The sequence below is a fragment of the Nesterenkonia alba DSM 19423 genome (assembly GCF_000421745.1).
GTDB lineage: Bacteria > Actinomycetota > Actinomycetes > Actinomycetales > Micrococcaceae > Nesterenkonia > Nesterenkonia alba.
Map to the genome: position 1 here is coordinate 84,481 of NZ_ATXP01000008.1, position 21,951 is coordinate 106,431.

General features: G+C 65.4%; 20 protein-coding genes. 14 read left to right on the forward strand and 6 right to left on the reverse strand.

Going from position 1 to position 21,951, the window contains the following annotated elements:
• Positions 1–18: 18 nt before the first annotated feature.
• Positions 19–945, reverse strand: coding sequence for an acetamidase/formamidase family protein (locus H578_RS0107555; protein ID WP_028464059.1), 927 nt, complete (start codon positions 943–945; stop codon positions 19–21).
• Between the two features lie 95 nt (positions 946–1,040).
• On the opposite strand from H578_RS0107555, the gene H578_RS0107560 reads away from it, so the two are divergent.
• The 5 genes from H578_RS0107560 to H578_RS0107580 all read left to right on the forward strand — a co-directional run bounded on the left by H578_RS0107560 (position 1,041) and on the right by H578_RS0107580 (position 5,302).
• Positions 1,041–2,141 (forward strand): serine hydrolase domain-containing protein, encoded by a 1,101-nt coding sequence (locus H578_RS0107560; RefSeq protein ID WP_022873090.1) that lies wholly within the window; start codon positions 1,041–1,043, stop codon positions 2,139–2,141.
• The gene (locus H578_RS0107565; protein ID WP_022873091.1) at positions 2,138–2,488 is read left to right on the forward strand and encodes a hypothetical protein; all 351 of its coding nucleotides are present in this window, start codon (positions 2,138–2,140) and stop codon (positions 2,486–2,488) included. Before H578_RS0107560 ends, H578_RS0107565 begins: the two co-directional genes overlap by 4 nt.
• Before the next feature lie 25 nt (positions 2,489–2,513).
• Positions 2,514–3,149, forward strand: a complete 636-nt coding sequence (locus H578_RS0107570) for a GNAT family N-acetyltransferase (protein WP_022873092.1) — start codon at positions 2,514–2,516, stop codon at positions 3,147–3,149.
• Between the two features lie 4 nt (positions 3,150–3,153).
• Entirely contained in the window at positions 3,154–4,308 is a 1,155-nt protein-coding gene (locus tag H578_RS15605) for a DNA glycosylase AlkZ-like family protein (RefSeq protein WP_156837252.1), read from the forward strand.
• 514 nt (positions 4,309–4,822) lie between these two features.
• Positions 4,823–5,302: an inorganic diphosphatase gene (locus tag H578_RS0107580; RefSeq protein WP_033420444.1), complete on the forward strand. Its 480-nt coding sequence runs from the start codon at positions 4,823–4,825 to the stop codon at positions 5,300–5,302.
• A 469-nt stretch (positions 5,303–5,771) separates the two neighbouring features.
• Here H578_RS0107580 and H578_RS0107585 read toward each other — a convergent pair whose 3' ends face one another.
• Together H578_RS0107585 and H578_RS0107590 are read right to left on the reverse strand one after the other, a co-directional pair.
• Entirely contained in the window at positions 5,772–8,126 is a 2,355-nt protein-coding gene (locus H578_RS0107585; protein ID WP_022873095.1) for a S9 family peptidase, read from the reverse strand.
• Between the two features lie 45 nt (positions 8,127–8,171).
• Positions 8,172–8,828 carry a response regulator gene (locus tag H578_RS0107590; protein WP_022873096.1) on the reverse strand — a complete coding sequence of 219 codons (657 nt, stop codon included), beginning with the start codon at positions 8,826–8,828 and terminating at the stop codon, positions 8,172–8,174.
• Positions 8,829–9,044: 216 nt separating this feature from the next.
• Here H578_RS0107590 and H578_RS0107595 point away from each other — a divergent pair, with 216 nt between their 5' ends.
• The 3 genes from H578_RS0107595 (at position 9,045) to H578_RS16185 (ending at position 12,324) form a co-directional block, all read left to right on the forward strand.
• On the forward strand, positions 9,045–10,898 hold the full coding sequence (locus H578_RS0107595; protein WP_033420427.1) for a sensor histidine kinase: 1,854 nt from the start codon (positions 9,045–9,047) through the stop codon (positions 10,896–10,898).
• An 87-nt stretch (positions 10,899–10,985) separates the two neighbouring features.
• On the forward strand, positions 10,986–12,131 hold the full coding sequence (locus H578_RS0107600; protein ID WP_022873098.1) for a fatty acid desaturase family protein: 1,146 nt from the start codon (positions 10,986–10,988) through the stop codon (positions 12,129–12,131).
• A 52-nt stretch (positions 12,132–12,183) separates the two neighbouring features.
• Positions 12,184–12,324 (forward strand): hypothetical protein, encoded by a 141-nt coding sequence (locus tag H578_RS16185; protein WP_022873099.1) that lies wholly within the window; start codon positions 12,184–12,186, stop codon positions 12,322–12,324.
• Positions 12,325–12,335: 11 nt separating this feature from the next.
• On the opposite strand, the gene H578_RS14060 is transcribed toward H578_RS16185, so the two are convergent.
• Positions 12,336–13,805 carry an alanine/glycine:cation symporter family protein gene (locus H578_RS14060; RefSeq protein ID WP_051130829.1) on the reverse strand — a complete coding sequence of 490 codons (1,470 nt, stop codon included), beginning with the start codon at positions 13,803–13,805 and terminating at the stop codon, positions 12,336–12,338.
• A 161-nt stretch (positions 13,806–13,966) separates the two neighbouring features.
• Here H578_RS14060 and H578_RS15610 point away from each other — a divergent pair, with 161 nt between their 5' ends.
• The 6 genes from H578_RS15610 to pstB all read left to right on the forward strand — a co-directional run bounded on the left by H578_RS15610 (position 13,967) and on the right by pstB (position 19,642).
• Positions 13,967–14,614 carry a hypothetical protein gene (locus tag H578_RS15610; RefSeq protein ID WP_156837254.1) on the forward strand — a complete coding sequence of 216 codons (648 nt, stop codon included), beginning with the start codon at positions 13,967–13,969 and terminating at the stop codon, positions 14,612–14,614.
• On the forward strand, positions 14,607–15,128 hold the full coding sequence (locus tag H578_RS0107620) for an amino-acid N-acetyltransferase (RefSeq protein ID WP_022873102.1): 522 nt from the start codon (positions 14,607–14,609) through the stop codon (positions 15,126–15,128). The genes H578_RS15610 and H578_RS0107620 overlap by 8 nt, the downstream gene beginning before the upstream one ends.
• Before the next feature lie 236 nt (positions 15,129–15,364).
• A complete protein-coding gene (pstS, locus tag H578_RS0107625; RefSeq protein ID WP_022873103.1) occupies positions 15,365–16,486 on the forward strand; it encodes a phosphate ABC transporter substrate-binding protein PstS in 1,122 nt (373 codons plus the stop codon).
• Positions 16,487–16,622: 136 nt separating this feature from the next.
• A complete protein-coding gene (gene pstC / locus H578_RS0107630) occupies positions 16,623–17,615 on the forward strand; it encodes a phosphate ABC transporter permease subunit PstC (RefSeq protein WP_022873104.1) in 993 nt (330 codons plus the stop codon).
• Entirely contained in the window at positions 17,615–18,847 is a 1,233-nt protein-coding gene (gene pstA, locus H578_RS0107635) for a phosphate ABC transporter permease PstA (protein ID WP_022873105.1), read from the forward strand. Before pstC ends, pstA begins: the two co-directional genes overlap by 1 nt.
• A gap of 15 nt (positions 18,848–18,862) precedes the next feature.
• Positions 18,863–19,642, forward strand: coding sequence for a phosphate ABC transporter ATP-binding protein PstB (gene pstB / locus H578_RS0107640; protein ID WP_022873106.1), 780 nt, complete (start codon positions 18,863–18,865; stop codon positions 19,640–19,642).
• Positions 19,643–20,011: 369 nt separating this feature from the next.
• On the opposite strand, the gene H578_RS0107645 is transcribed toward pstB, so the two are convergent.
• On the reverse strand, positions 20,012–21,028 hold the full coding sequence (locus tag H578_RS0107645) for an inorganic phosphate transporter (protein ID WP_022873107.1): 1,017 nt from the start codon (positions 21,026–21,028) through the stop codon (positions 20,012–20,014).
• 5 nt (positions 21,029–21,033) lie between these two features.
• Positions 21,034–21,651, reverse strand: coding sequence for a DUF47 domain-containing protein (locus H578_RS0107650; protein ID WP_022873108.1), 618 nt, complete (start codon positions 21,649–21,651; stop codon positions 21,034–21,036).
• Positions 21,652–21,951: the final 300 nt, after the last annotated feature.

The window sequence follows — 21,951 nt, forward strand, 5'->3', positions numbered from 1 at the left end:
TCGCCTCCGGGGGGGCGTCTAGCCTTTCATGATGGACAACGGCAGATAAGCGCTGACCACCCAGTTGGGGGCGTCGACGGCCTCAGAGATCTTGAGGTCCACTGCCACCGAGCTGAGCAGGTACGCATCGAGCGGGTCCATGCCGTAGGTGCTGCTGATGTGCTCGACCATCGCCCGGGTGGCATCCTGAGCGGCTCCGTACATATCTGGGCCGATACCCATCGTGGCGTAGTAACCGGCGTCTTCGATCCCTGGCCGCAGTGGCCCGGCGGTCTGGAATTGCGGGGCGGGGATAGAGCGGTTCTTGTGCAAGGTGATCTTCGCGCTGCCGCTGAGTGGAGCTTCAATGGCGGAGACGCAGACTTCTCCATCCCCTTGGGCGGCGTGCGGGTCGGCGAACATCAGCCGAGCCCCCGGGGTCTGCACGGGGAGAAAAACTTTGGTCCCAGCCACCAGGTCCCGGCAGTCCACATTGCCACCGAAGTGCCCTGGCGGCATGACCTCCTGGGGCTGGTCGGTGTCCGGGCTGCAGGCCAGCACCCCCAGGAAGGGGCGGATGGGCACATCGGCGGCCCCTTTGAAATCGGCGGTGTGCTCCCCGAGTTCCCACCGGTGAAGGTGGCTGTCTGGGAAGTCCTCGGCCAGCAGTCCCATCCCCTCCAGGGTGGCGGTCCATCCCCACCCCTTGTGGGAGAACTCCTGCAATTCGATTTCGACGACGTCGCCCGGCTCGGCTCCGCCGACCATCACCGGTCCTAGCAGCGGGTAGAGGCGGTCACCGTCGAAGCCGGGGAACGCCTGACCGTTGCGGAACTCAGCGAACTGCCCGTCGAGGGCGTCCGGGGCCTCGAAGCTCACCGTATCGCCGCTGCTGATCTCCAGGACGGGTGCGTGGCGCGTGGTGTAGAGGAAATTCGGGGTGCTGGGAATCTCATAAGTGGCCATGTGCTCACAGTAGTCACCCTCTGTTATCCCCATGTTTCGCCACCTGGACCGGTCCTGTTGTTCGCCGGATCTGATGCCTTGCCTAGGATGACGGTATGGGCGCTTGGAAGAAGGTCACTGCCGCCATGGTCACCGGTGGTGTGGTGGCCGCGTTGATCGCGGTGCTGCTGCGGCCAGGTGCCGGGTCAGTGGATGAGAGCTCCGCGGTGGAGGGTGACACTGACTTAGCGGCCGCTGCTGTGGCGGAGATCCCCGCCCAGGGTGTTTACGCACTCAGCGTGGCTGAGGTGACTCCCACCGGTACCCGCACCGCCACAGTGGGTGCCCCGATGGAGGGAACCTTCGAAATCGGCTCCGTCACCAAAGCGGTCACCGGGATGCTGTACGCCGACGCCGTCGAACGCGGGGAGGTCACCCCGGACACCACCCTGGGGGAGATCTTCGACTTCGCTGAGACGGACTCGGCCTCGATCACACTTGAACAGCTCAGCCAACACCGCTCGGGGCTGCCTCGGCTGCCCACTGGTCTGCGGACTGTGCTCAACTCGTACCGGTGGCTGCTGTTGGGACAGAACCCCTACCGAGATGAGCCCGCCGACGTCGTCGCCGATGTGCGTTCTGCCGCTGTGGGAGAGCAGCAGCCGGCTTACTCCAACCTGGGGTACGCGGTCCTGGGCCACGCCCTGGCCGAGACCACAGGGGAGGACTACCCACAGCTGGTCCGCACCCGTCTGGCCGAGCCGATGGGACTAGAACGCTTCACGGTACCTGCCCCGGGGGAGGGTGAGGCCTCCGCTGAGGCGGTCCAGGGGAGGGAAGCTTCCGGGCGCACCCAGCAGGCTTGGGACGACGCCGGTTACGCACCTGCCGGAGGCATCCGCGCCGATGCACAATCCATGGCGCGGCTAGCCGAAGCCCTGCTCAACGGTAGTGCCCCGGGGGTAGCAGCCCTGGACCCCACCGCTGACTTCGACGCCGAAGCCCGGATCGGAGCCGGGTGGATCACCTCAGAGATCCAAGGCCGGCAGATCACCTGGCACACCGGGCAGACCGGAGGCTTCTACACCTGGTTCGGGCTGGACCGTGAACGCGGCACCGCGGTGTTCATCTCCGGGGCAACCTCCCATGAGCTCGAGGAGGCCGGCCTGGCCCTGTTACTGCAGGCCGGGGACACGATCAGCGAGGACACCGGATGACCGGGCTGCTGCTGTTGGCCGCCGGGATCTTCTGGCTCGGCACCATGGTGGAGTTCACCGTGGCCGCCTGGGGGGCCGCCGACCGCCGCCGGCTGGTCACCGCAGCCCTGGCGGTGCTGCTGGCGGTGACATTCGCCCGAGCCGTGCTGGCGCCTAGTGGTCTGCTGGTGTGGACCTGGGTTGCCGGCGTCGGGCTCTTCGGTGCCGTGGCGGGCCAGGCTGTACTGCGTGGCCGGCGGCTGCCCTGGGTTGTTGAGGGTACCTCCCGATGGAGTATTGCGGCTTCCATCGTGTGGGCTCTTGTGCTGGTGGTACTGCTCGTCGCGGCGCTGCGCTCCTTTGTCTAGAAGCCTCCTCGCATAGGCTCACCCCATGACACCAGATCTGCCGCCGCAGCCTTCGGAATATGCCGCCACACCGGTGCTGGAGAACCAGCTGGTGCGCCTGGAGCCGATCGCCGCGCACCATGAGGCTGACCTGGCCGAAGCCGTCAGCACCGGTGAGCTGTGGAAGACCTGGTATGCCCGGCACATCCCCTCCCCGGACGGGATCGGTGCTGAGATCGAACGCCTGCTGGGACTGCAGCGTGCTGAACGGATGGCCCCGTTTGCGGTGGTCGACCGCAGCGTAGAGCGGGCTGTCGGCATCACCACCTATATGAACCTGGACGCGGCGAACCGGCGGTTGGAGATCGGCTCCACCTGGTTGAGCCCTGACGTTCAGGGCACCGGCATCAACCCGGCGATGAAACTGCTGATGCTCGAGCGCGCCTTCACCGATCTGGGGTGTATCGCCGTGGAGCTGCGCACCCACTGGCACAATCATCAGTCCCGGGCGGCGATTGCCCGGCTCGGTGCCAAACAAGATGGGGTACTGCGCCATCACATGATCTTCGACGACGGGCACGTGCGTGACACCGTGGTCTTCTCCATCCTCAACACCGAATGGCAGGCAGTACGGGCCGGTCTGATCCAACGGCTGGCCAAGCACTCCCGTAGTGCCCACTGAGCTGATGACCCCTGAACCGCCGCAGGTGAGCCCGCAGTGGGTGCGCAGTGCAGTGGTTGCGGCTCAGCAGATCCCCGCGCCCGGCAGCCACGGGAAGTACAGCGACGCCGCCGATGTCCTGCGGGGACTCGGGCTCATCCAACTGGACCCGCTGACCCGGGTCTCCACCGCCCAGCGACTGACCTGCCTGACCCGCCTGCCACGAAAGCACCCGGCCGAACAGGTCGACGCCGCGCTCTGGCCCGCCGAGGCCCCTGCTTCCTTTGAAGCCTTCACCAAGGTCGCCTGTGTTTTCCCCTTGGAAGACTGGCCACTGCTGCGGCTGCGCCGCGAGGCGACCCGCCAGCGCCACGGTCACAAGATCTCCCCCACCGTCCGGGAACGCATCCTCCAGGTGGTGGCCGAACACCCCGGCGGTGTGGCCACCGGTGTCATCGAAGCCGCATTCGGACCGGAACGCACCACCGGCTGGCACTGGTCGGAGGTGAAGAAGATCACTGAACTCATGGTGCGTATGGGTGAGCTCGTGGTCACTGCCCGAGACGGCGTCGTGCGTCTCTTCGACCTGCCCGAACGTGCCTTGCCCGCGGACGTGCGCCACGCCGAAGCACTGCCCGATGATGTGCTGCGGGCCCAGCTGGCTCGGCGTGCCGCCGGGGCCTTAGCGGTGATGACGGTCAGCGACTTTGCCCACCACTATCACCTGAGCAAGCACGACGCCGCACTCGGGGTGGAGCTGGCCGGCCTCACTGCCGTGCGCGTGCCCCAGTGGCGGGAGACTGCCTATGTGGCCGCGGAGCTACTCCAGACACCTGTGCCGGAACCTGGTATTGGCGCGGTCAAGGATGCCCGGCTCATTGGCCCCTTTGACCCCCTGCTGCGTGACCGCCGCCGGGCACAGCGGATCTTTGGCTTCGACTACACCTTCGAGGCCTATGTGCCACGCCAGAAACGGGTCTACGGCCACTACGTTATGGGATTGCTTTCCGGCACTGAGTTGATCGGACGGGTAGACCTCCGGCGTCAGCACGGGGAACTGGTGGTCAACCGTTTCTGGGTTGAACCGGGCACGCCGCGGCGCAGCGGCCTCGCCCGGACCAAAGCCGCCGCCGCCACCCTGGCCCGCCAGCTCGGCGTAACCCTCCGGCTGCCGGAGTAAACGGTGCAAGAATGTCCAGCCCTCCGGCGTCGTGGATTACCCGCTTGCCTTGCCCATTGCCCGCCTGGCCCGCTGTCCGCTCCACCGCCCTGGCGCCGTCAACTACCCGCCTGCCTTGTCCACTGCCTGCTCCACTGCCCCGGCGTCGTCGATTACCCGCCTCGTCGCCTCTCTGTCCCGCTGCCCCGGTGTCGCGGCCTGCTGCTTGCCTTACCCATTACCCGCTCGCCTTTCCAACTGCCTGCTCCGTTGCCCCGGCGAACGTCCACAGCACTGGATGTCTTCCACAGTGCAATGGGGCGTGGAAGAGCCGATGTGGTGTGGAAGCTTGGGAGATGTGGGCGGGTGTGAAGGTGTGGACGTTTGGAAAGGGCTGCGGGGCGAGGAATGCGGCCGGGGCCGGGAACGGGCGCGGGTGGGGTGGGCAGGTCGGCCGGATGGGCAGGCGGGCAGGGTGCCGTTATACGCTGAGTGATGACACGCTGATTTGACCTTCAAGGAGGAAGACGTGGCAATTGTCCGCGATGTGACCATTGAGATTCCCGCCGGATCCCGTGTGAAGTACGAGATCGACCACGAGACTCACCGCCTGCGCCTGGACCGGGTGCTCTACACCCCCATGCAGTACCCCACTCACTACGGGTACTTCGACGACACCCTCGGCGAAGACGGCGACCCGCTGGACGCGCTGGTCTACATCCCGGACGTTGACCTCATCCCCGGTGTGGTCGTGGAGGCCCGCCCCATCGGCGTGCTGAACATGACCGACGACGGCGGCGGAGACGCCAAACTGATCTGCGTGCCCGACGACAAGCGGTTCGACGACATCACCGAGATCGAGCACCTCTCCGAGTGGACTCGCAAGGAGATCGAGCACTTCTTCACCCGGTACAAGGACTTAGAGCCCGGCAAGTGGGTCAAGATCGAGGGCTGGGCCGGCCGCGAAGAGGCCGAAGCGGAGCTGCAGCGCTCCATCGAGCGCTACAAGGGCTAAACCTCCCCGGCGGGAGGTTACTGCACCGGGGAGGTCCTGCACGGGGAGATCTCTCCACCGGGGGTACTGTACGGGGGCTCCTGCACGGGGAGACCCTTCGGCCGGGAGGTGCCCGCACTAGGAGACCTTCCCACCGACACGCCCCCCACAGGGAGACTTCTCCACCGGGAGGATCCTGCACCGGGGGACGTCCGCACTGGGAGACCCCTCGGCCTGGAGGCTCCTCTACCGGGGCTCCTGCACGGGGGAGACCTCCCCGCTGGCACACCCCCATGGGGAGGCCCCTCTAGCGAGACGCCTCCCCATGGGAACATCTCTCCAGCCCCGGCCATGACATCTAGCTGGTGCGCTGAAGGCGTCGCACTCCGCGATGCACCCCGTATGTGTCATGGAGCGCTGTTTCGACCCCTGTGATGACATCTAGCGGGTGCGCCGTGGCACCAGCCGCCCACCGTGCACCCGCTAAATGTCAGATCCGCTCGGCGGCCTGCAGCCAGCTGGCGAAGAAGGCGTAGTCCCAGGCCCGTTCCTTCCACGTTTCATACCGCCCGGAGGCCCCGCCGTGGCCACCATCCATCTCGATCTTCAGCAGGATGGGAGCCTCGCCCTGCTGGTGCTCGCGCAACCGCTGGACCCATTTGGCCGGCTCCACGTACAGCACCCGGGTGTCATGCAGGGAGGTGACTGCCGCGATCGCCGGGTATTCGGCGTCGTGGACGTTCTCATACGGTGAGTAGGACTTCATGTACCGGTAGACCTCTTCATCGGTGATGGGGTTGCCCCATTCCTCCCACTCCAGGGCGCTCAGCGGTAGCTCCGGGTCCAGGATGCTGGTGAGGTTGTCCACGAACGGCACCTGGGCCAGAATCGCCCGGTACTTCTGCGGGGCCATATTCGCCACTGCACCCATGAGGAGTCCGCCGGCGGAGCCACCCATCGCCGCGACCCGGTCTGCGGCACCCCATCCCTGCTCTACCAGGTAGTCGGTGGCGGTGATGAAGTCCCTAAAGGTGTTGGTCTTCTTCAGCTTCTTGCCGTCGTCGTACCATCGCCGCCCCAGTTCACCTCCGCCGCGCACGTGCGCAATGGCGAACACGATCCCCCGGTCCAACAGGGAGAGCACTGCGATCTGCATACTCGGATCCATGGAGATCTCATAGGAGCCGTAGCCGTAGACCACCAGCGGGTTGGTCCCATCCGGTTGGACCTCTGTGCGGCGAATGACGGTGACCGGGATGCGGATCTCCTGGCCGTCGGGCCCGGTCTCCCCGGTGGGGACCCAGAGCCGGTCCGCGGCGTAGTTCTCTGCGGCGAAATCGTTGACTGGGGTTTCACGCCGCAGCAGGGGTTCACCGCCGGCGTGGGGGACATCGTAGATCCTCGGTGGGGTGAGCCAGGAGGTGTAGACCACCCGGTATACCGGGGCGTGGTACTCGGCCTGGGCGAGGCTGAGGGTGAACATCTCTTCGTCGAACTGCGGACCAGATAACGACGACGCCGGCACCCCCTCCCCTCCGGCGCGCACCTGCCGTACGGCGTCCAGGGGGAGCAGATATACCGACTCAATGGTGTTCACCCGGGCGGTCACCAGGATCTGGGTGGCGGTGACGGTGACTGAGTCATCAATCTTGACGGTGTCCTCGTGCTGCAGCACCCGCGGGCCGAGGTCGAGCTGGCCCGGCTGGGTGTGCGCAGTGCCCGCCTGGGTTGTACCGGTTTGCTCTGCTGCGGACTGGTCTGCGCTGGACTGGTCTGCGCCGGACGGGCCGGTTCCGCCCCCATCAGCAGCGGCCTGCTCTTCGAGTGCCTGGCGAGTGGTGACTGAGACGGACTTATTCGGCCCGTCCTGGTTGTGGGTGATGAGTAGCAGGCGTTCGCCGTCCAGCTCCACCGGATCCACACTGTGCTCCAGGCGGTGCTCCGCTCCGATGAGCAGTACCGGTTCGGCCTCAGGGTCGGTCGCATCGAGAATCCGGGTCTCGTTGTACTCGGAGTTCCCGGATGAGATGAGCAGCTCTCGCTTATCCGCTGACAGGTACGGGAAGGTCCAGAGCTGTTCGTTGGTGACTTCCAGCAGCAGGCGATCCTCGGCCGGGTCTGTGCCCAGGGTGTGCTGATAGAGGCGGTAAGGCCGCCAGGCGGCGTCGGCCACCATGTAGTAGGCCCACCGGCCGGTGGGGTCCAGGATCGCCCCACCGTGGACGTTCTCCACCACCTCGGGCAGGTTCTCCCCGGTGGTCAGGTCCCGGAACCGTAGCGTGTAGTGCTCGTCGCCGGAGGTGTCCTCCGCGTAGGCCATCACGGCTCCGGCGTCGTCGATACTGATCCCACCCAGCTGGTAGAAGGGGTGCCCGGCGGCCTCAGCGTTGGTGTCGAAGTAGGTCTCTTCCCCCTCCAGGGTCACCCCGGGTTCCACCTGCGGGGGAGTCCACGCGGCCAAGGGTGAGACCGTCACCGCCTCTGCGGTCGGGTCGGCTTCCTCGTGCTGGGTGCCAGCGACAGCATCCTGACTGATGACGCGGCAATAGATGGGGTGCTGCTCGCCCTCAATAGTGCGGGTGAAGTACCAGTAGTCTCCGCGCCGAGCCGGGACCGAAAGGTCCGTCTCTACGGTGCGGTGCTTGATCTCGGCGAAGATCGCCTCTCGCAGCGGCTGCTGGTCGGTAGTCATCGCCTCGGTGTAGGCGTTCTCGGCGTGCAGATGGTCGATGACCTCTTTGGATTCTTTATCCCGCAGCCACTCGTAGGGATCAACCACCGTGTCGCCGTGGTGGGTGCGTTCAGTGGGGATCTTCTTCGCCCGCGGGGGAGTGGGAGTGCTCATTCGCCCATTCAATCAGAGCAGGTTGAGCACAAGCACGACGCCGGCTCAACCGCCTGCGCGCACCAGTCCGGATTCGTAGGCGGTCACCACGATCTGCGTGCGGTCGCGCAGATTCAGCTTCCCCAGGATCCGGGAGACATGGGTCTTGACGGTCTGTTCGGCGAGGAACAGTTCGGCGGCGATCTCCGTATTGGACAGCCCCCGAGCCACGCATCGCATGACATCGAGTTCCCGTTCGGTCAGCTCGGCCAGCACCGTGCGATTCTTCGCCGGCGCTTCGGGGCGGGCCGCATAGTCGGCGATAAGTGTTCGGGTGATCTTTGGTGACAGCAGCGCTTCCCCGCCGGCGACGACCCGGACCGCGTGGATGAGTTCCTCCGGGGTGGCGTCTTTGAGGAGGAAACCGCTGGCCCCGGCGCGCAGGGCGGCGAAGACGTACTCATCGGCGTCAAAGGTGGTCAGCATGAGGATCCGCGGCGGCTCACCGGGCATACTGAGCAGCGTGCGCGTCGCCTCCAGCCCGTTGACCCCCGGCATCCGGATATCCATCAGCACCACATCCGGCCGGGTGCGTTTGACTGTCTCGGTGATGCCCGCGCCGTCTTCTGCGGTTCCCACCACGTCGATCCCCTCTTGGGCATCGAGCAGCGCAGCGAACCCAGCACGAATCATGTGCTGGTCGTCAACAATGAGCACCCGCACTGTGCCTCCCACAGGTGATCCCGCAGGGGAGGGGGAACGGTCAGCGGAGGGCTCGGGGTTCGGCGGCACAGCCATACGCTACCCCAGGGCTGAGGTGCGCCGGCCAGCGGAGACCGGCGACGTCGTCGTCGTGGCTCCCCAGTACGGTCACCACGCCACTGGTCTCACTCCTCAGAGGGACGTCGCCGGGGTGAGGGGGTCTTTAGGGTGAGGCGCATGAGGACTCTGCGGCGGTTGGGACGGGATCTGGCCTATGTGCTGGCTGGTTTCCCCATCGCGGTGTTCAGCTTCAGCTTACTGCTGGCGCTGACCGTCACCTCCGTGGCCACAGCGGTGATCTGGGTGGGGGCGCTGCTAATGCCGATCACCCTGGTGGTGGCCTCCGGATTTGCCGAACTGGACCGCAGCCGCCTGCGTGCTTGGGGTGCTGATATTCCCCCAGTGGCTTACCGGCCTTTGGGCCCGGGGATCGCGGGGAAACTGCGGATCCTTGCCGACCCGCGTCGCTGGTTGGACTTGGTCTTCGAGATGCTCATCACCTTCCCGCTGCGGCTGGTGACCTGTGTCATCGCCGTGGTGTGGACACTGCTGGGCCCGGCCGGGGTCACCTATTTCATCTGGTCGTTGCTCCTGCCCACTACCGATGGTGGCCTCACCCAGCTGCTGAGGTTGCTCTGGCCTGCGGTGGTACCGGAGACCTCTGCCGGCCGCTATGTGCTGGAATCAGCGGGGAACTTCGGCCTGGGGCTGGTGTTCCTGCTGACGTTGCCGGTGGTGGCCCGGGGATTGGCGTGGCTGGATGCCACCTTAAGTACTGTGCTGCTGGGGGCTGCCGCCGAGTCCCATGACCCGGCGCTACGCCACCCCGGTGCGGCCCCGCCCCGGAAGTCGCCGGCTTCCTTCAGCGGCAGGGCCTGGTCCCGGATCGGTGCCGGGTTCACTGCCGTGGTGTTGCTGGCGGTCGGCTGGCCGGTCATTTCCGCGGTGTACCAGGTCAATGTCGCTGTGGCGATGGTGCTGGTGACCGCCCACTGTGCGGCCATTATGGTGACCCTCCGATGGCCCTGGGTTGGTCTGGGGCTTTCGATATTGGCCGCGGCCCTGCTGATGCCGTTCACCGCCGCTGCGGGGATCTCCGTGTGGCCCTGGCCGGTGACCACGATGTTGACCCAGTTCGCGGTCTTTGCCGTGGCGGCCCTGGCCCGCCCCTGGTACGTGGCCGCCTCCGGCTGGAGTGCCTCGGCGGTGCTCACCTTGGGGGTGCTGCTGACCGGGATGGAGTCCACGCCTGAGTCGGGGCCGCTGGCCAACGCGATCGTGTACACCTCGGTGAGTGCCGGCGTCGTCGTTATCGGTGCGCTGCTGCGGATCTGGATCCTCAACGCCGGTCGGTTGGAGGCGGCTGAACGCAGCAGCGCCGAGCAGGACCGGCGGCGCAAAGAGCTCGAGGATCGCAACCGGATCGCCCGGGAGCTGCACGATGTGGTCGCCCACAGTTTGTCTGTCATCAGTGTGCAGGCCACCACCGCCCAATACCGCAACCCGGATATCGACGACGCCGCCCGCGGTGAGTTCGAAGACATCGCCGCCTCCTCCCGGCAAGCGTTGAGCGAGATGCGCATGCTGTTGAACATCCTCCGCGGTGCCGACGACGCCCCCACAGCCCCCGAGCCCGGGCTGGAAGATATCGAATCGTTGATCTCCACCACCCGGGCCTCCGGGACACCGATCCGCTACACCGGGCTGCGGGCCGGCCACGCCATCGGTGCCAGCTCCGCGGTGGGGCTGGCGGCTTACCGCACAGTGCAGGAGGCGTTGAGTAATGCACTCCGGCACGCCCCGGGAGCCTCGATCCACGTCACCGTGGCGGAACGGGCTGATCGCGGGCAGCGGCGGCTGCGGGTTGAAGTGGTCAACGGGCCACCGCCGGAGCCGGTGACTGATCCGGCCCCCGGCGCCGGGCTGGGACTGGGTGGGATCCGGGAGCGTGCGGCCGCGGTGGGAGGCCAGGCAGAGACCGGCCCCACTGATGACGGGGGTTTCGCGGTCCGGGCCAGCTTGCCGCTGTGATCGGGCCGGTGACCCTACGCCGGTAGGGGGTCAGGTTGGCTCCCCAGTGGGACGCGCACCGGGTCACCGTCTTCTTACGGTGAGGCCATGACGCTGACACCTGAAGCACCGACCACGCAGCAGTCGGCCCCCGCAGCCGGCGCCTCTGCCGCCGGAGGCACCGCCCCGGCCCGGGCGCGGAACCGCCAGACCAATGAGTTCTTCGAGTTGTCCCAGCAGGTGAAGGATCTCGGTCTCATGGAGCGCGGGGCCACCGCCTACATCGGCCGGGCGATTGTGCTGGTCTCCGCTTTCGCCGCCGCAGGGGCGCTGTTGGTGGTTCTGGGGGACAGCTGGTGGCAACTGGCTCTGGCGGTGGTCTTCGGAGTGTTGTTCACCCAGGCTGCTTTCTTGTCCCACGACGCAGCTCACCAGCAGGTCTTCTCCACCGGCAAAAGCAACGAGTGGTTGGCCCGCATCGTGGGGAACCTTGTGGTGGGGATGTCCTATGGCTGGTGGGTGAAAAAGCACGGTAAACACCACGCCCAGCCCAATGTCATTGGCAAGGACGGGGACATCGCCCCGGGCACCTTGGCTTTCGTCCCGGAGGACGCTGCTCAGCGCACCGGCATCGCTAAGTGGTTTGCCCGCCGGCAGGGGTGGTTTTTCTTCCCCATCCTGGTGTTCTTCGGTTTCGTGTTGCACTATCAAGCTGTTCACACGGTGGTGCGCACCCCGAAGCTCAAGCGCCGTGGCGTGGAGGCCGTTTTCCTCGCCGTGCGACTCATCGGCTACCCGGCACTGGTGATCTGGCTGCTGGGGCCGGTGGTGGGGATTGCCTTCCTGGTGGTCCAGGTCGCGGTCTTTGGTGTGTACATGGGAGCCAGTTTCGCCCCGAACCACAAGGGCATGCCGCTGATCCCCAAAGACGCCGACGTCGACTTCCTCCGCCGCCAGATCCTCACCTCCCGGAACATCAGCGGTGGACGGATCGCCGACTGGGCCATGGGTGGGCTGAACTATCAGATCGAACACCACCTGTTTCCCCGGATGGCCAGTCCCAATCTGCACAAGGTCAAGCCGCTGGTGGAGCAGTTCTGCGCCGAGCGGGGGATCACTTACACCGAGACGGGGATTCTGCAGTCCTATGGCATCGTGATCCGCTACCTCAACCGGGTTGGCTTGGGTTACTCCGATCCCATGGACTGTCCGGTGGCCGCCCAGTTCCGGCCGCGGTCCACAGTGCTAGGCTGACACCGCAGTGAGAGGGTGAGACCGCAGTCACAGCGGAGGTGATGTTTCACCGATGTTCTACCTCAACCGGGACCGGGAGAACGATGACGACCCCGAGTACGTGGTCCGGCTCAATCGCCTCGTTGCGCTCCTGGTGGGCATGGTGATCCTCGGCATTGTCATGTGGACCCAGATCGACTGGGACGCCATGTAGCCAGGCTGGGGTCAGTTGCGTTGGCGGGCGTCGAGGAAGTCCTGCACGTCCTCGCGGCCCCAGCACTCGATGTTCTCCAGCTCGGGTAAGTCCTCATCGAGGAAGACCGGATCCAGCCCTTGGGCGCGTTGCTGCTCATAGTGCCGCAGGAGCTTCAGCGCTTGCGGGGCCATCAGAGAGATGACGATCAGGTTGAACAGGGCGATGACGATCATCGCCAGGCCCGCGATCGCCCAGGCGAGGTCTACCTCGATCGTCGCGCCGATGAACACCACACCGGTCAGCACCACGGCGAAGATCTTCCGGACTGTTTCCGAACGGGAGAAGAACAGCACATTGGCCTCCCCGTAGGAGTAGTTCCCCAGGATCGAGGTGAAGGCCACCAGGAAGATAATCACCGCCAGGGCCACTGCGCCGAAGACCCCGAGGGTCTCTTCCAGGGCCCCCTGGGTGAGTTCGGCGCCTACACTGGCGTCGGCCTCCACAGGGTCGGGGAAGGTCACCAGGATGATGAATGCGGTGATGGTGCAGATCAGCCAGGTGTCGAAGTACACACCCAAGGTCTGTACGAGACCCTGCTTGGTGGGGTGGGAGACATCGGCTGTGGCTGCGACATTGGGGACGGAACCCATCCCGGCTTCATTGGAGAGCATCCCGCGCTGGATTCCTGCGGCGATCATCGCTCCGAAGGCCCCACCGGCGGCGGCCTGAATGTTGAACGCCTCGCCGAGGATTGAGGCGATCGCCCCGGGCAATTGGTCAATATTGAGCACGACGACGACGATTCCCAGGATCAGATACAACGTCGCCATGATCGGCACCACGTTTTGCGCGACCCGCGCGACCTGACGCAGCCCGCCGATGACGATCACCCCGGCCATGAGTACCAGCAGCCCGGCTAGCACCCAGGTCAAGGTGCCGGTGTCTTCCATCCCGGCGGTCTCGGCGGCCCCGGTGACGGTGTCGACGATCGTATTGGCCTGCAGGGAGGTGAAGCTCAGCGCGAAGCAGAAGATGAAAATCACTGCGAAGGCGACTCCGGCCCACCGGGCCCCGAGCCCCCGTTCGATGTAATAGGCGGGCCCGCCCTTGAAGGTGTCGAACCGGCGGGTCTTATACAGCTGGGCCAGGGTGGACTCAATGAAGCTGGCGGCTGCGGTGAACAGTGCCATCGTCCACATCCAGAACACGGCCCCGGCGCCGCCCATGGCGATCGCCCCGGAGACCCCCGCGATGTTCCCGGTCCCCACTCGGGCGGAGGCGGTCACGGTGAACGCCTGGAACGCCGAGAGGGAGCGTGCCCGCCCGGAGGCGTCTTTCTGCGCACTATCGGTGATGGCCCGGAACATGTTCGGTAGGTGCCGCAGCTGCACCACCCGGGTGCGGAAGGAAAGAATGAGCGTGACCACTCCGATAATGACCCCGAAGACCATCCATGCCGGGTCTTCAATCGCTTCGAGTGTTTCGACCAGTTCGTCCATCATCACCACTTCGTTTCGTGTCGGTCATGGGGTGTCTGCGCAGGTCAGGGCCGTATGCGCTGTTGTCACGGAACTTTAGCCAGACTGTGAGGCGCGCTACAAGGGGCCGCTCGGAGTTGCTTCAGCCGTTTGCGGCCTGTGGCGGCCTAGGCTTAGAGACCATGAGCCAGCCCCGCCGTCCCTCACCCGCTGTGGCCCGCCGCCGGCAGATCCTTGCCGCCGTGCTCGCGGTGTTGCTGCTGGTGCTGGTGATCTGGGGTGTGCGGGGAATCTTTGGCCTCTTCGACTCAGATGATGAGCAGGCCGAAGGGCAGGGCACGCAGAACACTCCGCCAGCGGAGGAGGCCACCGGTGATCCGACCCCGGAGGCTGAGGAGGCAGAGGACGACGACGCCGCAGAGGACTCCCTGCCTGAGGGCCACTGCGCACCCGGCGACATTGAGGTCACCGCCAGCACCCACCAGGAGTCCTACCTGGCCGATGAAGCTCCCCTGCTCATCATGGAGGTCACCAATACCGGTTCCACTGAATGCACTATCGACGTCGGCACGGCTGAGCAGACCTGGACCATCACCCACAACGGAGAACAGATCTTCACCACCGAGGACTGCGCCGTGGAGACTGACAGCCTCGAGCTGGAGTTCGAACCCGGCCAGAGTGAGGACGCCCGCTTCACGTGGCCGCGGTCGGACTCCAGCGTGGACTGCACTGCACCGGCCCAGCTGCCCGGAGGCGACTACCAGCTGACGGTCTCAGTCTCCGGGGTCGCCTCCGAGCCGCACACCTTCGAGGTGGCCGGTGATGACTGATTTCCGTATCCGCCCGGCCCGCACCGCCGATGTGCGCGCCATTATGAGCATGTCCGAGCCCCTCGTGGAGAACCGGGTTCTGGTGGCCAAAGAGGCCGTCGCTTATTACGAGGACATTCAGGAATTTCTCGTGGCCGAGACCGGTGAGGCCGATCAGGCCCGGCTCATCGGTTTCGGCGCCCTGCACGTGATGTGGGAAGACCTCGCTGAAGTCCGCACCCTGGCCACCGACCCCGCCTGGCGTGGCCATGGGGTTGGCTCTGCGCTGCTGGGTGGCCTGCTTGACCGTGCCCGGGACCTCGGCATCCGCCGGGTCTTCTGCCTGACCTTTGAAACGGAGTTCTTTACCCGGCACGGGTTTGAACCCATTGATGACGAACCAGCACCGGTGGACCCTGAGGTCTATGCCGAATTGCTGCGCTCCCCGGATGAAGGGGTCGCCGAATTCCTCGACCTCGCCCGGGTCAAACCCAACACTCTGGGCAACACCCGCATGATCCGCTCCCTGGACTGACCACTCCGCACACAGTACGACTGCCCGCGTGGGCTGCATATCCGGTCCTTGAAGTAAACCGTTTATCTCTAGCTGTTCACTCTGCGTTCACCTTCAGACCAACTCCGCGTCACTTTGCGTCCCTAGCGTGACGCATGGCTCGCGCCGTGCCCGGCACGGGAATCTCACGAGCCGCAACCAAGCACCAAGGCAACCGGCGCGTCTGTGCGCCGACGTCAACTCTTGAGAGGGACATTGTGAAAGCAGCAAGCTTCGGTCGCGCGGCGGCCATTCTCTCCGCGGCATCGCTGGCCCTGGTCGCCTGCGGCGACAACGGCGATGACAACGGAAACGGCAACGGCAACGGCGGCGACGACAACGGTACTGACACCAGCGAACTCTCGGGCAGCCTGTCCGGTGCCGGTGCTTCCTCCTTCCAGCTCGCCATCCAGGAATGGGTCATCGAGTTCGAAGCCGACACCGGTGTGACTGTCGACTACGACGCCGTCGGCTCCGGTGACGGTCGGGCGAACTTCCTCAACGGTGCGGTTTCCTTCGCCGGCTCCGACGCCCTGATGGACGACGACGAATACGCCGAGTCCCAGGAACGCTGCGGTGAAGACGGTGCCTTCCACATTCCCACCGCTATCCTGCCGATCGCTGTGGCTTTCAACCTCGAGGGCGTTGACGAGCTGAACCTCGACGGTGAGACCATCGCCCAGATCTTCGCCGGTGAGATCACCAGCTGGGACGATGAGGCCATCGCCGAGCACAACGACGGCGTCGACCTGCCCGACACAGAAATCACCGTGGTGCACCGCCAGGACTCCTCCGGCACCACCGAGAACTTCACCGACTACCTCAACCAGGCCACCGACACCTGGACCTGGGAAGCCGACTCCGAGTGGCCTGGTGAGATCTCCGCCGAAACCGGTGACGGCACCTCCGGTGTGGTCGAGGCCGCCAACTCCACCGACGGCACCATCACCTACGCCGACGCTGAGCAGGCTGTGCAGGGTGGCCTGAGCACCGTCGCCGTCGAGGTCGGTGGCGAGTACACCGAGTTCTCGCCCGAAGCTGCTGGCCAGGCCGTGGCAGCCTCCGAGCTGCGCGGTGGTCAGGCTGACAACGACATGGGCTTCGACCTGGCCCGTGACACCGAGGAAGTCGGCGCCTACCCGATCGTTCAGGTGGCCTACACCATCTGGTGCAACGAGTACGACGACGCCGACGAGGCTGACCTCGCCCGCGCCTTCGCTGAGTACATCGTCTCCGAGGAGGCCCAGCAGATCGCAGCTGACGAGGCCGGTGCCGCTCCGCTGAACGAGGAGCTCACCGAGCAGGCTCAGGACGCCGTCAGCCAGATCTCCGGCGGCTGATCCTCACCACCATCACGCGGCAGAAGAGTCATACCCGCCGCAGCACGGCAGTGGCCGCCGGGGCCCGGATGGGCCCCGGCGGCACAGCCCGTTTTCCTCGCACCGCACCTAAGACCAGTTTCGAGAGGCACACCCGGTGACCACCACCTCCGAGCCGAAGACCACGGATAAACGCACCAACACCCTGGTCTCCTCCGATAAGGCCGGCGCCGCCGTCGACCGCGGATTCGCCGCCCTGGCCAAATTCGCCGGGATCTTCATCCTCATCATCCTCGCCTTCGTCGCCCTGTTCCTCTCCTGGAACTCCGGTGGAGCGCTCTACCAGGAAGATGAAGGCCTCATCATCGGGCGCTTCCTCAACTATGCCTGGCCCTTCGCCCTGGGTACCGTCGTCGTCGCCGTATTGGCCCTGGTGATGTCGGCACCGGTGGCTATCGGCGTGGCTCTCTACATCTCCCACTACGCCCCGCCGCGGGCCTCGAAAACCATCGGCTACATCATCGACCTGCTTGCCGCCATCCCCTCTGTGGTCTATGGCGCCTGGGGAATGTTCGTGCTGGCACCGGCCATGGTGCCCCTGTACCGGTGGCTCAACCAGTGGCTCTACACCTGGCCACAAGAGAACCTCGGCTTCGGTATCCCCTTATTCGCCGGATCCCCGGGTCTGGGACAGAACATCTTCACCGCTTCCGTGGTGCTGGCGGTTATGGTGCTGCCCATCATCTCCTCGGTCTGCCGAGAGATCTTCATCCAGACTCCTAAGCTCCACGAGGAAGCCGCCCTGGCCCTGGGGGCCACCCGCTGGGAGATGATCAAGATGGCGGTCTTCCCCTTCGCCCGTGCCGGAGTGATCTCCGGCATCATGCTCGGCCTCGGCCGTGCCCTCGGCGAAACCATGGCCGTGGTCATGGTGGTCTCTGGGCTGGGCTTCCAATGGTCGATCATCTCCGCCGGTAACTCCACGATCCCCCGCGAAATTGCCCTGAACTTCGGTGAGACCGCCCCGAACAGCGAACGCTGGCACCAGCTCATCGCCCTGGGTCTGGTGTTGTTCATCATCACCCTGATCGTCAACATGATCGCCCGCTGGATCGTCTCCCGCCACAAGGAATTCTCCGGAGCCAACTGATGTCACAGACACACACCAAACCCGAGACCCGGCGCGCGAGTTCAGCGTCCTCCAACGGAACCCCCGACCCCGTGGAACAGGCCGCCCAGCTGGTACGGCCCAACACCATCGCTGGCAATCAGCTGCCCAGCTGGTTCCTCTTCGCAACCGCAGCGATCGGTGCGGTCGCCGGGTTCGTCATCAGCTGGTTGGTCACCGGATTCCAGATCAACTACGCCCTGTGGTTCGTCTTCTCTGCCGCAGTGTTCGTCGTCGTGAGCTACCTCATCACCCGGGCTAAGCAGGGCAAACGAAAAGCCACCGACGGGCTGTGGCGCAACCTGGTCTACGTCGCCTTCGTCATTGCGCTGATCCCGCTGGTCTCGGTCATCTGGTCAGTCACTGCCGACGGTGTCCGCGGCATCACCGCCGCCGGATTCTTCACCGAGGACATGTCCCAGAACGCCTCCCAGTCCCGGGAACGGCAAATCCACGAAGGCGAACGCCCCATGGGTGGCGGTGTCCTGCACGCCATCATCGGCTCGCTGCTCATCACCCTGACCGCCACGGTGATCTCGGTGCCCATCGGGTTGCTGACATCCATCTATCTGGTCGAATACTCCCGCGGTGGCCCGCTCTCCCGTGGCATCACCTTCTTTGTGGATGTGATGACCGGTATCCCCTCCATCGTCGCCGGGCTCTTCGGTGCCGCCGCGGTCCAAGTGGTGCTCTCCATCGGGAACCAGATCGGACTGTGGAGCTACGGACCCGGAAACTACCGGATGGGACTCACCGCCGCCGTCGCGCTCAGTGTGCTGATGATCCCGGTGGTAGTCCGCACTACGGAAGAGATGCTGCGTGTGGTCCCCAACGAACTCCGCGAAGCCTCCTACGCCCTGGGTGTGCGTAAATGGCGGACCATCCTCAAAGTTGTCATTCCGACGGCGATCTCCGGCATTGCCGCCGGAGTCACTCTGGCCATCGCCCGGGTCATCGGTGAGACTGCCCCCATCCTGCTCACCGCGGGGATGCTCAACCGGGTCAACTGGGACATGCTCAACGACGCGATGATGACCCTGCCGGTCTACATCTACTGGACCTTCACCCACCCGGTGGGGGTCGGGGAGCTGACCTACCTCTCCGAACAGCGCGCCTGGGGTGCCGCCCTGGTGCTCATCATGATCGTCATGGCCCTGAACCTCATCGCCCGCATCATCGCCACGATCTTTGCCCCGAAGAAGACCGGACGCTAGGAGCCCGTAGAAACTATGTCCAAGTCCATCACCGCCAAAGACCTCAACGTCTACTACGGCGACTTCCTCGCCGTTGAAGGGGTCAACGTGGAGATCGCCGCCCGCTCGGTGACCGCGTTCATCGGGCCCTCCGGCTGCGGAAAGACGACCTTCCTGCGCACCCTGAACCGGATGCACGAAGTGCTCCCCGGGGCCCGGGTCGAAGGCCAATTGCTCCTCGACCAAGACGACATCTACGGTCCCGGTGTCGATCCGGTCACCGTTCGCGCCATGGTCGGCATGGTCTTCCAGCGCCCCAACCCTTTCCCCACGATGAGCATCCGGGAGAATGTGCTGGCCGGGTACAAGCTCAACGGGGCCCGGCTCTCCCGTTCCCAGTCCGATGACATCGCCGAATCTGCCCTGCGCGGAGCGAACCTCTGGGAAGAAGTCAAAGACCGGCTCGACCAGCCTGGCTCTGGACTCTCCGGTGGGCAGCAACAGCGGTTGTGCATCGCGCGCACTATTGCCGTCAAACCCGATGTGATCCTCATGGACGAACCCTGCTCCGCCCTGGACCCCATCTCCACCCTGGCCATCGAGGACCTCATCGCCGAGCTCAAAGAACAGTTCACCGTGGTCATCGTCACCCACAACATGCAACAGGCCGCCCGAGTCTCCGAGAAGACCGCCTTCTTCAACATCGCCGGCACCGGTAAACCCGGCAAACTCATCGAATACGACGACACCGCCACCATCTTCAACAATCCCTCAAACGAGCAGACTGAACGCTACGTCTCCGGCAAATTCGGATAAGTAGGGCTGCGGTGTGAGGGAAGGCTGCTATGTGTGGGGGACCGCACGCTAACCCCGAGGAAACCGCCCACTAGCCCTGGGGTCCACTATCCGCCCCTCGCGGGCAACTCCCCACCCTCGGGGCACCCCCACTAACCTCCGTAACCTCCGCGGGAATGTCGAAGCTCCGCGGCATATATCCCGCTGTGTTTCGACATTCCCGCTGAGGTCTGGGCAGGGTGCAGAGGTCTGGGCAGGGTGCAGAGGTCTGGCCCCGGGCGCCGTGGGTTGGGTGTCGCAGGGTCGGTGCGGCAGGTGGTGCAGAGGGGGCTGGCGGTGGTCGGGGGGAGGGATTGCGGTGTTGTGGCGCGTGGGAGGTGGCGTTGGGTGTTAGACGAGGACGGCGGCGAGTAAGGCCGTGACGGCAGCACCACCGAGCACCCCCACCACGGGGGTCGCGGCCCAGTACCCCACAATCCGACGGAACTGCCGGAAGTTCACCGTCGCGAAGCGCTGATTCGATCCGGAGCCGATAATCGCACTGGCCGCGGTCAGCGAGGTCGACAACGGCAGTGAGAGCAGCAGTGACCCGATGAACAGAAGCCCCGACGTCGTCGTGGTCGAGACCATCCCCCGCAGAGGGTCAATCGCCACCAATCGATGCCCCAGCACGTGCCCGATGCGCCACCCACCGTTGAGGCAGCCGGCCCCGATGACCAGCGCCATCACCACAGAGGCGGCCGGCAGCCAGGCAGAGGGGTCGCTGACCCCTGCAGCACCTAGGGCGATGAGCAGTACCAGCAGGAACCGTTGCCCCTGCTGCAGCCCGGTGCCCAGACTCGTCAGTCCCACCGTCAGGGACTGAGCCACGCGGGAGAACCGGTTGACGTCCTCGGTGTCTTCCCCGCGGGCTAAGCGCACCGCCAAGAACACCATCAGGTAGGCGGTGCCGAAGGCTACCAGGGGCGAGACCAGCAGAATCATCAACGGGGTCAGCCACGGCAGCGCCAAAATCTCAGCGGAGCCGACATCGGAGAAGATCGCCGCCGCCAAGGCCCCGCCGAGCAGTCCAGCCAGCAGCACGTGGGTGGTGGAGGTCGGCATCCCGCGGAAATAGGTGACGATATTCCACCCCAGCACCGTCGCCAGGGCGGAGAACACCACGATGAGCGTCAGCTGGGCATCGAAGGCCGGGAAGTCGAACCAGGCAAATAAGTGTAGGCCGATCGGCAGGGCCAGGAGCACCCCGATCGCGTTGAACACGGCCGCCAACCGGGCGGCCACTCGAGCGGTCAGTGCGCGGGTGCGTACCGGAATGGCGATCGAGTTCGGCACATCGTGGAGTCCGGCCACGAACAGCGTCGGCACCATGACCGCCGCCACACAGAGCAGAAGCACACCCTCCACCGGCGTCAGGACTCCCGCACGATGATGGCCCCGCACACCCCGGCGACCTCTCGCTGGGCGTGCACGGCGGCAAGCACCTCAGCAGCCAGGGCCGCCTGCTGCTGGGCGATGGTCGGTTGCAAGGCGCTGTCTGAGGAGGTGACCCATTCCCGGTGTGTCCGGTTGGCCTGTTTAGTCAGCCGCTGGATCTGCGCCCAGTAGTCCTCCAAGTGGTCGAAGTCCTCCAGTCGCCGCATCGCTTGCGTGGTCAGCTCCACCTGACGCGTTAGGGTTTCGAACTGATCGTGGCTCTGAGCCGGCAGTTGTAGTGACTTCCGCACGATCATCAGATCCCCGGTGGCAGCAATATGCTCCATGGTTCGGTTTAGGTGGGTGGAGAGGGCAAAGATGTCCTCCCGCGGCAGCGGGGTGAGGAACACACTGCGGATCTGGGTCATCAGTTCGAAGTGCTTGTCCATGGCCTGGCCTTCCAGGCTGAGGAGTTCATCGCGCCGGGCCGCCCGCTCCCCGGCGGGGGTGCCGAGCAGTTCGGTGAGTAGCCCGGTGCCTTCGCGGAGCACCTCAGAGATCCCGGCCAGCAGGTCAGCGGACTGCGCGTGGCGCTGACGGTTCAGTGCGATCATGCGTCCCCATGTGGAGTTCAGGTGAACAACGAGTGAAATGTACGTGCTGAGTGTATAGCCAGCGGGTGAACGCACCCTCCCACAGGGTGTTCGTCACGACTCAGCGCACATCACAACAGGGCAGAAATCACCGCGGAGTGAACCACAGGGAGAGGAAAAAGGGGGTGCCGGGCTGGGAACGCCTCACGGCGCGTGGCCGCTCGTAGCGGCTAAAGGTTGGAGCCCGGGGGTTACCTGCAGCCCGGCACCTGACCACCAGTGTGCCCGGCGTCCTCTCCGCAGGTCAACCCGCACCTCACC